We start from the raw sequence: 12,825 nt of genomic DNA on the forward strand, positions 1-12,825 counted from the left end.
CCAATCAAAAACCTCCGAATGCCCACCGTCTCTCCGATGCGTCTCCGCCGCTTCCGCCGCGTCCCAGCGCCTCAGCAGCGCCGGTGAAGGGCGTTCTAAGGTTTAGTGATCAGGGCCGCAAGCAGAAAAACCAGAAAACGGCGAAAAAACTTAGAAATCTCATTTTATCTCTTAAAAACAATCTATTAGAAAAGCATCGAACTACAGATGTGGCACACCAACACGCTTCTCATCGCAGGAATCAGGGGCGCTGTGATGTTATTCACGTGGTTACCCACAGACTCGGCTCAGACTCAGGCGGAATCGGCCTGTCTTGTGCGGGTCAAAAGACCTGACAGCGGCAATCTGAACGCCAGCAGGCCGAGAATGGCGGCAAGGTAGAGAAGCGGCTCAAGCTGAAAGCCCTTGGCCAGCATGACATAATGAACCCCGCCCAGCAGAACCGCCGGGTAGACCAGCTTGTGCAGCTTGCGCCAGCGAGGGCCCAGACGACGCACCGACCAGTTGTTCGATGTCACAGCCAGGGGCAACAGCAGGGCAAACCCCGCCATGCCGACGGTAATATAGGGGCGTTTGACAATGTCCGCCCAGATCTGGCTGGGCAATTGTACGTCCAGCACCAGCCAGACCAGCAAATGCAGCGCGACATAGGAGAAGGCCAGAACCCCGATCGCACGGCGGAACTTGATGAGGTTCAGGCCAAGATGCTGACGCAATGGGGTGACGGCCAGACCAAGGATCAAAAGCTGCAGGGCCAGTTCGCCCAACTCATGTTCCAGCGCCTTGATCGGCTCGACCCCCAATCCGCCTGTCAGGGCCAGATACAGAAACCAGGGGGCAGGCAATGCCCCCAAGGTATAGATCGCCCAAACAGGGATCTTGCGCAGTATCTGGTTCACCGCCTGCATCTGATCAGTAGTTCTCTTTCAGGTCCATGCCTTCGTACAGGCTGGCGACCTCGTGTTCATAGCCATTATACATCAGCGTCGGGACGCGCTTGGCAAACAGCCCGCCACCGACTTGACGTTCCGAGGCCTGCGACCAGCGCGGATGATCCACATTCGGGTTCACATTACTATAGAACCCGTATTCGCGCGGCGCGGACATATTCCAGCTGGTGGGCGGCTCATCCTCGGTCAGCGTGATCTTCACAATCGACTTGATCGACTTGAACCCGTATTTCCACGGAACCACCAGACGCAGCGGCGCGCCGTTCTGGTTCGGGATCGGGCGGTCATAGATGCCGGTCGCCATGATGGTCAGCGGGTGCATCGCCTCATCCAGACGCAGACCCTCGCGATAGGGCCATTCGAGGATCGGGAAGCGCGTGCCGGGCATTTCTTCCGGGCGATAGGCGGTCTCGAACGCCACATATTTGGCACCTTCCTGCACGCCCGCCATGTTCAGCAGATCGGCCAGTTCGAACCCGTTCCACGGAATGACCATCGACCAGGCCTCGACACAGCGGAAGCGGTAGATGCGTTCCTCGACGGTCATCTCGGACATGATGTCCTGAAAGTCATAGGTGCCGGGGCGGTCGACCAGACCGTCGATCTGCACGCTCCACGGCTCGGTCACCAATGTATGAGCGTATTTCGCCGGATCATCCTTACGGGTCCCGAATTCATAGAAGTTGTTATAGCTGGTGATCTCTTCCCAGGTGTTGGGCTTCAAAGCCTCCTGCGCCGCTGCGGGCCGCGCCATCGCGGTCAGCCCGACACCTGCCAGCCCGGCCATTACCTGCCGCCGGTTCAGAAATGCCGCCCGGGGGGTGACATCGGCATGTGTCAAAGTGTTGGTCCAGCGATGCGCCATTTGGATCTCCGTCAAGTTTCAGCGTCAAAGGTGACGTAATGCGCTGATAGCACAGAGCCAAGGAAACAGGCGTAACGATTGAGCGAACGGATTGTAACGTTCCGCGTGATCAATACCGGACCCCCACAGGCATGGGTGCAACCGGAAGACACGTGCGTCGGGTCATGAGGTCAAAAAGCCTCTGGCCCGGAGACGCGCAATTCGATAGGCCGGTCACATCCATTGGTTGATCAGATTGCCCCCTATGCTTGTTTTTCAATCCTTCGTCCTGTCCTTTTCGATTCTTTGGCGGTTTGTCCTGACATTTCCGATTCTGGTCATCGGATTGCTTCTTTACGGGTTGGTCGGCGGGTTGATCGGAGGGCTAATCGGTTTCATCGCGCCCGGAGCCTTCTTGCTGATACTGTTTCTGGTCGGGGCCCGTTTCGGGTTTCAGTCCAAACATATGCGTCCAAGCCACGGCTATAAGGCCCTGATCGTGCCCGCGCTTGCCTATGGTGCCGCCGAAGCCATGGTGATCGGGATTGCATCTGTTCCGGTCTTTGGGTTCTCGGGCCTGATGATGTCGCCGACCAGCCTGGGCCTTGGTACGTTCGACAGCGAGGACCTTCTGAATATTGTGGCAAGGCCCGAGACGCTGATTGCCATCTCGGTCCTTCCTTTTGTCGCTGTATGCGCGATCCGGGCCAGCCTGCTGGTGCCCATGGCATCAGCCTCGATCGGGCGGGATCCCGACAATCGCCCCTATACGCCGTTCCTGCATTTCGGATCGTCTTTCTGGGAGCTGTTCGGCATCGTCGCGCTTAGCTACCTGTCCATTGTCGTATTCTACTTTGTGATCTTTGCGCTGTTTCTGGTTCTGACAGCTACGGGCTCGCCCGAATCCTACGTGATGGAAATCGAGGCAATGTTGGACGGCAGCGAACCGTTCCGCTTTGACTGGTCGCTGGCTGCAATTATCGTCGCCTATCTGGTGGTCGCGCTTTGGAGCTTTAGCCTGCAATGCGCGGGTGGGGTCTTGGCCCATCTTCGGCTCAGTGGCGGCGCAGATCCGTTTGCCCCCATCGATCCGACCAAATTTGACGCAAAACCAGCCCCGCCGCCGCCATCCAACACCGGTCCGCGCATGTCTGCCGAAGACTTGCGGGCCTTGCGCAAAAGCCGTCAATCCCGCCCCTGAAACGGCAGCGATCTTTACAAGCGCACAGGCGGCGCGGCACTCTGTCAGGCAGGTGCCGTGTCCCAATGCTGGGGCGGGGCCAGTAAATCGGCCTATCTGCCGCAACGGGAGGAAGACGAATGTGTGACATCTGCGTAATGAATGCCGTCAAGGACAGGATGCTGTCGCGACGCAGCTTTTTCAAAGCCGCCGCAGCCAGCGGAATAGCGGCCACCGCAACAGCCGCGACCGTTCCAGCAGCACTGGCGGCGGGTCATGGCGGGGTCGAGGATATGACCCACACGCTGAGCCCCGAGTTTCCGACCTGGGGCGGCGATCCGGGCATTTCAGCCGAGCAGGTCTTTAACTTTGGCGAACACGGCTTCAACCTGTTCAACCTGTCCATAAACGAGCACACGGGAACGCATATCGACGCGCCCCTGCACTTTTCCGCAGATGGCCTGTCGGTTGATGAAATCCCGGTCACCGATCTGGTTGCCCCGTTATGCGTCGTCGACATTGCCGCCCGCGCGGCCGAGGATGCGGACACGCGCGTCACCCCGGATGACCTGAACGCCTGGATTGCCGCCAATGGTGACATCCCGGATGGCGCTTGTGTCGCCATGCATTCAGGCTGGGCGGGCAAGACGGCCACGGACGAATTCCGCAATTTCGACGGCGAAGCACAGCACTATCCCGGCTTCCACGTCGAAGCCGCGCAGATGCTGATGGAGGACACTGGCGCGCGGTCGATTGCCGTCGATACGCTGTCGCTGGATCACGGCATGTCCGCCGATTTCGCCACCCATTATGCCTGGTTGCCCTCGGGCCGGTTCGGGATCGAATGTCTCGCCAATCTGGACCGCGTGCCTGCCTCGGGCGCAACGCTGGTGATCGGCGCGCCCAAGCATAAAGGGGGCACCGGCGGCCCGGCGCGGATATTTGCGTTGATCTGACATTTCCAACGCACAAGAAAACTGGCGCGTCAGACCGGCGGGCCAGTCACCTGTTACGTACCTCACAGGTCTTGGGCGCCGAGGACACACCACCCAATGGACAGGACGACCACGGATACCACCCTGCGCTATGACTCCGCCGCGCCGAAATGGCGGGATAAGATGCGCGTCCTTGGTTACTATGACGCGTATCTGGGATTTCTTTCGGCAGGCCAACGCACACCGCAGCATGAGGCGCGCGTTGTCGATGTCGGTGCCGGAACCGCATCATTCGCAGAGGCCTGGGTTGCCATTCATGGACCGCCCGGAAACATGACGCTGCTTGAGCCAAGCCCCATCATGCTGGCGCAAGGCCAAAATGCACTGCGCGTAAGGGGTGTTGAGCCAAATATTGCACAAGGGCTGCTCGGTTCCGTCGATCTTGAACCTGCAGATGTGGCGCTGGCGGCGCATGTGATCGAACACTGCCCGGACCCCATGCGCGCGCTTGAACACATACGCGATCTTCTGCACCCCCGCGGTCGGTTGTATCTTGTGGTATCAAAGCCGCATTGGTGCAATGCGATCATCTGGCTGCAATGGCGGCACCGCACGTTCGGCAGGGATGAGATACTAGGGCTTTTGGACCAGGCAGGATTTGAATGCGAACGCGAATACGCTTTCCCTGCGGGCCCACCATCCCGGACAAGCCGTGGAATACTGGTGCGTCGCAGAGGCTAGTTCCGAAGAAAAAGACCCGCCGATAGGGCGGGTCTTCTGGTTTCTGTTGGATCAATGCACCACGGCATCATTCGGGCGCGGGCGATCTGACGTGCCCAGCCTGTCGCCGATGATCAGCCCGTCCGACCCTGCGGTGACCGGAACGGTCTCGCCGTCCTTGATCTCACCGGCCAGCAAGGCCTCGGCCAGCGGGTTCTGCAGGGCGCGCTGGATCACGCGTTTCAGCGGACGTGCTCCAAAGACCGGGTCATAGCCTTCGTTGGCCAGCCATTCCTTGGCCCCATCATCCAGCGCGAGTTCGATCTTGCGGGCCGCCAGACGTTTTTGCAGACGCGCCATCTGGATATCGACGATACCATCCATATCACCCCGCTTGAGCCGGTCGAAGATGATGGTCTCGTCCAGACGGTTCAGGAACTCGGGCCGGAAATGCGCCCGGACCGCGTCCATCACATCGCGCCGCGCCTGTGCGCTGTCCGCACCTTCGGGCAACTGGCTCAGCGCCTGAGACCCAAGGTTCGACGTCAGGATGATCAGCGTTTGCTTGAAGTCCACAGTGCGGCCCTGACCATCCGTCAGAACACCGTCATCCAGAACCTGCAACAGCACGTTGAACACATCCGGATGCGCCTTTTCGACCTCATCGAACAGCACGACCTGATAGGGCCTGCGCCGCACGGCTTCGGTCAGCACACCGCCTTCGTCATAGCCGACATAGCCCGGAGGGGCACCGATCAGACGGGCAACCGCGTGTTTCTCCATGAACTCGGACATGTCGATGCGCACCATCGCGTTGTCGTCATCGAACAGGAAGTTCGCCACGGCCTTGGTCAGCTCTGTCTTACCCACGCCGGTCGGTCCGAGGAACAGGAACGAGCCCAGCGGGCGACCTTCGTCATTCAGCCCCGCACGTGCCCGGCGCACGGCGTTGGCGACAGCAGTCACCGCCGCATCCTGACCGATCACGCGGGAATGCAGATCGTCTTCCATCCGCAGCAGCTTCTCACGCTCACCTTCCAGCATTTTGGCGGTCGGGATCCCGGTCCAGCGTTCGACCACGGATGCGATCTGTTCCGGGCGCACCGTTTCCTCGGCCATCATGGCGTTGCTTTCCGCGTTTTCGGCCTCGGTCAGCTTTTTCTCAAGCTCGGGGATGATGCCGTAGGACAGTTCCCCCGCCTTTGCCAGATTGCTTTCGCGCTTTGCAATCTCAAGATCGGCCCGCGCCTTGTCGAGCTGTTCTTTCAGATCACGCGCGCCCGCAAGCTTGTCACGTTCGGCCTGCCATTGGGCCGTCATCTCGGCGGATTTCTCCTGCAGATCGGCCAGATCCTTTTGCAAGGTGTCCAGACGGTCCTTGGATGCCGCGTCATCCTCAAGCTTCAGCGCTTCTTCCTCGATCTGCATTTGCAGGATCTGGCGGTCGAGTTGATCGAGTTCTTCCGGCTTGGAGTCCACCTCCATCCGCAGGCGCGACGCGGCCTCATCAACAAGGTCGATGGCTTTGTCGGGCAGGAAACGGTCGGTGATGTAGCGATGCGACAGGGTCGCCGCCGAGACCAACGCCGAGTCCGAGATGCGCACGCCATGGTGCAGCTCGTACTTCTCCTTGATGCCGCGCAGGATGCTGATCGTGTCCTCGACGGTGGGTTCCGCCACAACAACAGGCTGGAACCGGCGCGCAAGGGCTGCGTCTTTTTCGACGTATTTGCGGTACTCATCCAGCGTGGTCGCGCCGATACAGTGCAACTCACCCCGGGCAAGCGCAGGCTTGATCAGGTTGGCGGCATCCATCGCGCCGTCGGATTTACCGGCACCGACCAACGTGTGCATCTCGTCGATGAACAGGATGATCTCACCAGCAGCCTCGGTGACTTCGGTCAAAACGGCCTTGAGGCGTTCCTCGAACTCACCACGGTATTTCGCACCGGCGATCAGCGCTCCCATGTCGAGCGCAAGCAGCTTTTTGTCTTTCAGCGATTCCGGCACGTCACCGTTGATGATGCGCAGAGCCATACCTTCAGCGATCGCGGTTTTACCGACGCCGGGTTCCCCGATCAGAACCGGGTTGTTCTTGGTGCGGCGTGACAGAACCTGCATTGAGCGGCGGATTTCCTCATCCCGCCCGATAATCGGGTCGATCTTACCCTCAGCAGCAGCTTCGGTCAGGTCGCGCGCGTATTTCTTGAGCGCATCATAGCCCTCTTCCGCCGAGGCAGTGTCAGCGGTACGACCCTTACGGATGTCATTAATCGCTTCGTTCAGTTTCTGGGCGGATACGGCACCAGCTTCCAAAGCGTCCTTAGCTTTGGATTTTACCATGCACAGAGCCATCAGAACGCGTTCGACCGGCACAAAGCTGTCGCCCGCCTTGGTTGCAATTTTGGCGGCCTCGTCCAGAACCTTGGCGGTTTGGCCGTCCATGTAAATCTGGCTCGCGTCGCCGCTGACTTTCGGGATTTTCCCCATCGCGGCATCCAGCGCCTCGACCACGCGGTTCGGAGCGCCGCCTGCGCGGGTGATCAGGTTGCTGGCCAACCCCTGATCGTCATCCATCAATGCCTTGAGTATATGTGTGGGCTCCAGCCTCTGGTGCCCCTCGCGCAGCGCAATCGTCTGCGCGGCCTGCACGAATCCCCGTGCCCGCTCGGTGAACTTGTTCAAGTCCATTGCTATTCTCCTTTTCCAAGCGCCCTAAGTCTGCTGCGCCCGCTTGGCGGCACGCGTCGGTCTGGGCCTCGCATTCAATTTGGGAAATATCTTTGCCGGTTCAAGAGGCTAGAGCGCAGATTCCCACACTATTCGCGCTGAATCGTGTAGACCGTGTAGCCTCCGGTCTCGGCCACCTGAACAGCACCCAGGTCATCGACCAGAGACTGCGCCGCATCGCTGCCTGTCGGGCAGGAAACAAGATCGGCGGTGTGATCAAGGAAATTGCCGGTAAAGGCCGTTTCGCCGGTCAGCTGGCACCAATCATCTTCGGATCGGTAGCCGCGTACCAGACGCAAATCATCATTCGTCGGGGCCGGTGCAGCCCCTGTTTCCGGAGCGTCAGGCGTAGGGTCTTCGCAGGCGGCCATTGTCAAAACCACGCCCAGCAACAGCAGTTTCTTCATTTCACGTCCCTTTGTTTTCGTTATTTACGTTCAATCCGGTCACTCTAGCACAGAACACAACGGCCCCTGACAGCTATCGCGCATAGACAGGCGCGCCCGAACCCGTTAGGACGCAGACGTTTGCCAAAAAACAGGAGCGCCCCAATGTCCGATGACCGCCTGATCGTAGCCCTTGATGTTCCGAACGCCCTGCAGGGGCTGGCCATGGCCGAGCGGCTGGGCGACAGCGTTTCGTTCTACAAGATCGGGTTGGGGATGCTGACCGGCGGTGGGCTGGCTTTGGCCAATGAGCTGAAACAGGATTACGGCAAGCGCATCTTTCTGGACATGAAACTGTTCGACATCGGCAACACGGTGGAAAACGCGGTGCGCGGGCTGGCGCAGTTCGATCTGGATTTTCTGACTGTCCATGGCGACCCGCATGTGGTGCGCGCCGCGAAAGAGGGGGCCTCGGGCAAGGACCTGAAAATCCTTGCCGTGACCATCCTGACCTCGCTGAACCGCGACGATCTGGATGCCAGCCTGCTGAAAGAAGGCGACGTGCAGGAATTGGTCGTCGAACGTGCGGCCAAGGCGCTGGAGGCCGGGGCCGACGGCGTTATCGCCAGCCCGCAAGAGGCCGCCCTGATCCGCGCCCTGCCCCAGGCCGAAGGTCGGCTGATCGTTACGCCGGGCGTGCGTCCTGCCGGGGCCGCATTGGGCGATCAGAAACGCGTCGCGACCCCGGCCAGCGCCATCGGCGACGGGGCAGATCACATCGTGGTGGGCCGTCCGATCTATCAGGCGGACGATCCGAAAGCGGCGGCCGAGGCCGTTCTGAGCGAATTAAACTCTTTGACACGGCACTGAACGGTTTCGGGAATCAAACCCTGAATGCGTTAACAAATGTCTTGATTAACTTGACCTTAGGTCATTTTTGACCCCTAAAACCGCTGAAACAAGCTGTGCCCGAAAATACACAGAAAACGCGCAAGTTTAGGGTCTGGGGCTTGGAACCTATCTAAATATAGAGATATCGGCGAGTCTTGGGGATGAAACACTCCCCAACGAACCGTGTCTTCCTGAGGTTCGTTACCTCCCCCCGCTGACGCGCGGGGGGTCTTCTTTTGAGATCAGACACAGATTGTCGGACCTTTGATCCCCCCTTATCGGTGGTATAAGGGGTGCCCAACCCACTCGCGGAATGCCCGAGGACGCGCATGCCTGGTCTTTGCCGAGATTGCCTGACCACAGTCACCGACGAACGGCGCTGCCCGACCTGTGGCAGCCCTCGGGTCAAGTCACATCCCGAACTGTTCGACCTGTCCATCGCGCATATGGATTGCGATGCCTTCTACGCCTCGGTCGAAAAGCGCGACAATCCGGATTTGGCGGACAAGCCTGTGATTATCGGCGGTGGGAAACGGGGCGTGGTGTCGACGGCCTGTTATGTGGCGCGCATCAGGGGCGTGCGCTCGGCCATGCCGATGTTCAAGGCGCTACAGCTTTGCCCCGAGGCGGTGGTGATTAAGCCCCGCATGTCGGTCTATGTCGAGGTCTCGCGCGAGATTCGCGCGATGATGGATGAACTGACGCCGGTGGTGGAACCCTTGTCACTGGATGAGGCGTTTATGGACTTGTCGGGCACCGAACGTCTGCACGGCGCGCCACCTGCGGTCATGCTGGCACGTCTGGTCAAGCGCATGAAGGATGAACTGGGCCTGACCGGCTCGATCGGGCTGAGCCATAACAAGTTTCTGGCCAAGGTAGCCTCGGACCTCGACAAACCGCGCGGGTTTTCGGTGATCGGCAAGGACGAGACGGCAGAGTTCCTGCATGACAAGCCCGTGCGTCTGATCTGGGGCATTGGCCCGGCGGCACAGGAGTCGCTGGAACGGGCGGGCATTCGCACCTTCTCCGACCTGCTGCGCTGGGATCAGGAGGCGCTGACGGCGCGGTTCGGCTCGATGGGTTATCGCCTGTGGCATCTGGCGCGCGGTCAGGACAAGCGGCGCGTGTCAGCGCATGAGCCGATGAAATCGATCAGCAATGAGACCACCTTTTTCGAAGATACCGCCAGCACCGACATTCTGGACGGTCACATCTGGCGCATGGCGTTGAAAGTGTCCGACCGGGCCAAGGCCAAGGATCTGGCCGGGCGGGTTGTCACCTTGAAGCTGAAGAAGGCCAATCACAAGATCATCACCCGGCGGGTTTCGCTGCGCGATCCGACCCAGATTGCCGACCGAATCTATCGCACCGCGCGTGGCCTGTTCGATCAGGTGGGCGATCAGGGCCCCTATCGGCTGCTGGGCTGTGGCTTGTCCGATCTGTGTTCAGCGGATCAGGCCGACATATCAGGGGATTTGCTGGACCCTGACGCCGGACGCCGGTCTCAGGCCGAGCGTGCGACCGACAAAATCCGGGAACGGTTCGGCGCAGATGCCATCGTGAAGGGGCGCGCCTTGCGCTAGGCCCTATTCCGCCGCCAGACGCTGAGGCTGCGCGCCGATGCTGGCGATCTCGGCGATCACCTGACGTAACAGCCTTGAGAAAGGCATGAAGTTCGCATTCGGGGCGATCTTTTCTTCATCCATATACAGCGCGCGGTCGATCTCGATCTGAATCGCGTGTTGCTGGCGACCGGGCCGCCCGTAGGTTTGCGTGACATAAGCCCCGGCAAAGGGCGCGTTGCGCGCAACCGTCAGCCCCGCCGCCGCAAAGGCGGCTTCGATGCGGTCTACAATCTCGGTGGACGCCGACGCACCAAACCGGTCGCCCAGAACAATCTCGGGCCGCTGGCTGCGCGAGGTGCTGGCCATGGCAACCGCCTCATGCGGCATTGAGTGGCAATCGATCAGAATCGCCTGCCCGAATTTTTCATGCGACTCGGCCAGCAGCGATTTCAGCCGCGTATGGTAGGGCCGCCAATAGGTGTCGATGCGCAGACGCGCCTCATCCATGGTCAACTTGCCGCGATAAATCGCCCGGCCATTGGCCACCACGCGGGGAATCACCCCAAGCCCCGAGGCAACGCGGGGGTTGTGCCCCTGCCTGCGCGCACCGCTGATCAGCGCCGGATCAAGCTCATCCGCGCTGCGGTTGAGGTCCAGATAGGCGCGCGGCATGGCCGCCTTGATCAGGGGCGCGCCGAACTCTGACGCTGAGGCAAACAGTTGATCCACAAAAGCATCTTCCGAGGATCGAATCACGTTTGGGTTCAGAACAGACCGTTTCAGCAATGCCTCGGGATAGTCCCGCCCGCTATGGGGCGACGAAAACACGGCGCATGAGGTGCGATTCTCGGGCATATCCAGTATGAAGGCTGCGTTCGGCATGATCTCTCCGTGTTCGCACTCAACATAGACCGGAAAATTGTTCTTCCAAACCCCTTGAACCCCTGAACGACTCCTTTTATAGACCCCGCTACCGGCGCGGTGATCCGCGCCCCATTTCGTTATGGGGCAGGGCACGCAAAGGGAAAGTGGGCGGTTAGCTCAGCGGTAGAGCACTTCGTTGACATCGAAGGGGTCACAAGTTCGATCCTTGTACCGCCCACCATCGTTTCACTGTTCCGGGCTTCCGGGGCACCCGACTAACCCAGGCGCTGGCCACGTCTTTGATGAAGGCGCCGCAGATTGGAGACAGACCGATGAAGGTCAAGAACTCGCTCCGCTCGCTCAAGAACCGGCACCGCGACTGCCGGGTTGTGCGTCGCAAAGGCCGCGTCTACGTGATCAACAAGACGCAGCGCAAGTTCAAAGCTCGCCAGGGCTAAGAACTGCACATACCCAATTCGAAAGAACCGCGCTGTAAAGCGCGGTTTTTTTGTGCGCAGCCTGTCAGGTAGCAGGGTTGGTCCGAAACACTTCGATCGCCTCGCCAAGCCCTTTGAGTTGATGGCAGCCCACCGATTCTGTTTCCCTGTTCAGATGGCGCTGCACATCCTTGGTCATCAGCATTTGCTCACCCAGGTCCTTGCACAGCCCCTGAACCCGGCTGGCGACATTCACAGCTGACCCCACCACTGTAAAATCCAACCGGTCCGGGCTGCCGATATTTCCGAATGTTACAGGCCCATAGTCGAGGCCGACGACAAACTCGATCTGTTCGGCATCTGCGGCTTGGGCGTCCTGATTATACGCCGCAAGCCGGGACAGGGCCTCGGCGGTTGCCAACACTGCTGACTGGCAAGCCGTTTCCGCATCAGGCTCTGCCGGGAAAAAAGCCAGAACACCGTCGCCCATGAATTTCAGCACGTCACCGCCATGGTCCCGAATCGGGCCCACAACCATCTCGAAATAATCACCCATGATGGTCAGCAGTTTCTCTTCGGACCAAATCTCGGATTTCGCAGTGAACCCGCGCAAATCCGCAAACAGGATCGCGGCAGAGACCGACTTGTGCTCGCCCCGTTTGATATTGCCGTTGCCAATCTCAAGCGCCGGACCTTCGCCCAGATAGGTTTGCAGCAGGCTTTTCTGCGACTCGCGCATCGCAATCGGTTCCAGCGCCGAAGACAATGCGTGGCGGGTGGCTTCGATGATCTGCACCTGCGCGTCCGAAAAGCCATCCGGGTGATCCGTGCTGAAACTGGACCCCTGAACCGAACCGTCGCCATATTCCAGCGGCATAGCGAGGAAATCCGTGGCACCGGCATCGCGCAGTTCGGAATACACCTCATGCTCTGCCGACAGGTCCAGATCCAGCAGCCGCTTGCGCAGGGGTTGGCGCGAAGTCACAACCGCCTGAAACGGACTGCCATGCCACGCGCTTGAGACCCGAATCGTGATTGGAACCGTGTATTTCCGAGACCCTTCCGGCGTCCAGATGATGCCCCACGCGCTGATCAGCGGGTTGGAGTAATTCTGACCGATCCGAACCCGCGACAAAGGCACGCCCAGTTCCTGTAAGCCTGCGCAGTATTGCGACACGATCCGCGTTTCGTCACCCAGCATCCGACCCTGCGAAATCAGCCAGATGATCAGATCGTTCTTGTCTTGCATAGGTCGCCTTCCCGCTCTGCCATTCGCCTCAACATATGGTGCCCGCGCCCTGACCGGCAATGTCGGGTGCATTT

13 protein-coding genes and 1 tRNA gene are annotated in these 12,825 nt (G+C 59.9%); 8 read left to right on the forward strand and 6 right to left on the reverse strand.

Annotated elements, in window-relative coordinates; translation table 11 throughout:
- Nucleotides 1-335: hypothetical protein (locus tag ACR0C9_RS21420; protein WP_480586115.1), on the forward strand; the 335-nt coding region annotated here is incomplete at its 5' end.
- Here the strand turns inward: ACR0C9_RS21420 and msrQ are convergent.
- Together msrQ and msrP are read right to left on the reverse strand one after the other, a co-directional pair.
- Nucleotides 294-908: a protein-methionine-sulfoxide reductase heme-binding subunit MsrQ gene (gene msrQ, locus ACR0C9_RS21425; protein ID WP_480586112.1), complete on the reverse strand. Its 615-nt coding sequence runs from the start codon at nt 906-908 to the stop codon at nt 294-296. The genes ACR0C9_RS21420 and msrQ overlap by 42 nt on opposite strands.
- 4 nt (nt 909-912) lie before the next feature.
- Entirely contained in the window at nt 913-1,815 is a 903-nt protein-coding gene (gene msrP, locus ACR0C9_RS21430; protein ID WP_480586109.1) for a protein-methionine-sulfoxide reductase catalytic subunit MsrP, read from the reverse strand.
- 244 nt (nt 1,816-2,059) lie between these two features.
- Between msrP and ACR0C9_RS21435 the strand changes: the two genes are divergently transcribed.
- The 3 genes from ACR0C9_RS21435 to ACR0C9_RS21445 all read left to right on the forward strand — a co-directional run bounded on the left by ACR0C9_RS21435 (nt 2,060) and on the right by ACR0C9_RS21445 (nt 4,650).
- Complete coding sequence (locus tag ACR0C9_RS21435; RefSeq protein WP_480782012.1) at nt 2,060-2,995, forward strand: hypothetical protein; 936 nt, start codon at nt 2,060-2,062, stop codon at nt 2,993-2,995.
- Nucleotides 2,996-3,114: 119 nt separating this feature from the next.
- The gene (locus tag ACR0C9_RS21440) at nt 3,115-3,930 is read left to right on the forward strand and encodes a cyclase family protein (RefSeq protein WP_480586106.1); all 816 of its coding nucleotides are present in this window, start codon (nt 3,115-3,117) and stop codon (nt 3,928-3,930) included.
- Nucleotides 3,931-4,026: 96 nt separating this feature from the next.
- Nucleotides 4,027-4,650, forward strand: coding sequence for a class I SAM-dependent methyltransferase (locus tag ACR0C9_RS21445; protein WP_480627407.1), 624 nt, complete (start codon nt 4,027-4,029; stop codon nt 4,648-4,650).
- Between the two features lie 51 nt (nt 4,651-4,701).
- On the opposite strand, the gene clpB is transcribed toward ACR0C9_RS21445, so the two are convergent.
- Nucleotides 4,702-7,320 (reverse strand): ATP-dependent chaperone ClpB, encoded by a 2,619-nt coding sequence (clpB, locus tag ACR0C9_RS21450; protein WP_480782013.1) that lies wholly within the window; start codon nt 7,318-7,320, stop codon nt 4,702-4,704.
- Nucleotides 7,321-7,448: 128 nt separating this feature from the next.
- Nucleotides 7,449-7,766, reverse strand: a complete 318-nt coding sequence (locus tag ACR0C9_RS21455; RefSeq protein ID WP_170624929.1) for a hypothetical protein — start codon at nt 7,764-7,766, stop codon at nt 7,449-7,451.
- A gap of 144 nt (nt 7,767-7,910) precedes the next feature.
- Between ACR0C9_RS21455 and pyrF the strand changes: the two genes are divergently transcribed.
- Both pyrF and ACR0C9_RS21465 read left to right on the forward strand, forming a co-directional pair.
- On the forward strand, nt 7,911-8,615 hold the full coding sequence (pyrF, locus tag ACR0C9_RS21460; RefSeq protein ID WP_480782014.1) for an orotidine-5'-phosphate decarboxylase: 705 nt from the start codon (nt 7,911-7,913) through the stop codon (nt 8,613-8,615).
- A gap of 350 nt (nt 8,616-8,965) precedes the next feature.
- Nucleotides 8,966-10,219, forward strand: a complete 1,254-nt coding sequence (locus tag ACR0C9_RS21465; RefSeq protein WP_480782015.1) for a DNA polymerase IV — start codon at nt 8,966-8,968, stop codon at nt 10,217-10,219.
- Nucleotides 10,220-10,222: 3 nt separating this feature from the next.
- On the opposite strand, the gene ACR0C9_RS21470 is transcribed toward ACR0C9_RS21465, so the two are convergent.
- Nucleotides 10,223-11,083: an N-formylglutamate amidohydrolase gene (locus ACR0C9_RS21470; protein WP_170524455.1), complete on the reverse strand. Its 861-nt coding sequence runs from the start codon at nt 11,081-11,083 to the stop codon at nt 10,223-10,225.
- A gap of 148 nt (nt 11,084-11,231) precedes the next feature.
- Between ACR0C9_RS21470 and ACR0C9_RS21475 the strand changes: the two genes are divergently transcribed.
- Both ACR0C9_RS21475 and ykgO read left to right on the forward strand, forming a co-directional pair.
- Nucleotides 11,232-11,306 (forward strand) — tRNA-Val (locus ACR0C9_RS21475).
- A 91-nt stretch (nt 11,307-11,397) separates the two neighbouring features.
- Nucleotides 11,398-11,523: a type B 50S ribosomal protein L36 gene (ykgO, locus tag ACR0C9_RS21480; RefSeq protein ID WP_005648635.1), complete on the forward strand. Its 126-nt coding sequence runs from the start codon at nt 11,398-11,400 to the stop codon at nt 11,521-11,523.
- 64 nt (nt 11,524-11,587) lie between these two features.
- Here ykgO and ACR0C9_RS21485 read toward each other — a convergent pair whose 3' ends face one another.
- Nucleotides 11,588-12,751 (reverse strand): adenylate/guanylate cyclase domain-containing protein, encoded by a 1,164-nt coding sequence (locus ACR0C9_RS21485; RefSeq protein WP_480782016.1) that lies wholly within the window; start codon nt 12,749-12,751, stop codon nt 11,588-11,590.
- Between the last annotated feature and the right edge of the window lie 74 nt (nt 12,752-12,825).

The sequence above is a fragment of the Ruegeria sp. C12 genome, assembly GCF_056537745.1.

Coding starts and splice junctions, on each gene's coding strand:
- pyrF (WP_480782014.1), top strand. CDS start 7,911: ATGTCCGATGACCGCCTGATCGTAGCCCTTGATGTTCCGAACGCCCTG.
- ykgO (WP_005648635.1), top strand. CDS start 11,398: ATGAAGGTCAAGAACTCGCTCCGCTCGCTCAAGAACCGGCACCGCGAC.
- clpB (WP_480782013.1), bottom strand. CDS start 7,320: ATGGACTTGAACAAGTTCACCGAGCGGGCACGGGGATTCGTGCAGGCC.
- ACR0C9_RS21470 (WP_170524455.1), bottom strand. CDS start 11,083: ATGCCGAACGCAGCCTTCATACTGGATATGCCCGAGAATCGCACCTCA.
- ACR0C9_RS21440 (WP_480586106.1), top strand. CDS start 3,115: ATGTGTGACATCTGCGTAATGAATGCCGTCAAGGACAGGATGCTGTCG.
- ACR0C9_RS21485 (WP_480782016.1), bottom strand. CDS start 12,751: ATGCAAGACAAGAACGATCTGATCATCTGGCTGATTTCGCAGGGTCGG.
- msrP (WP_480586109.1), bottom strand. CDS start 1,815: ATGGCGCATCGCTGGACCAACACTTTGACACATGCCGATGTCACCCCC.
- msrQ (WP_480586112.1), bottom strand. CDS start 908: ATGCAGGCGGTGAACCAGATACTGCGCAAGATCCCTGTTTGGGCGATC.
- ACR0C9_RS21455 (WP_170624929.1), bottom strand. CDS start 7,766: ATGAAGAAACTGCTGTTGCTGGGCGTGGTTTTGACAATGGCCGCCTGC.
- ACR0C9_RS21435 (WP_480782012.1), top strand. CDS start 2,060: ATGCTTGTTTTTCAATCCTTCGTCCTGTCCTTTTCGATTCTTTGGCGG.
- ACR0C9_RS21465 (WP_480782015.1), top strand. CDS start 8,966: ATGCCTGGTCTTTGCCGAGATTGCCTGACCACAGTCACCGACGAACGG.
- ACR0C9_RS21445 (WP_480627407.1), top strand. CDS start 4,027: ATGGACAGGACGACCACGGATACCACCCTGCGCTATGACTCCGCCGCG.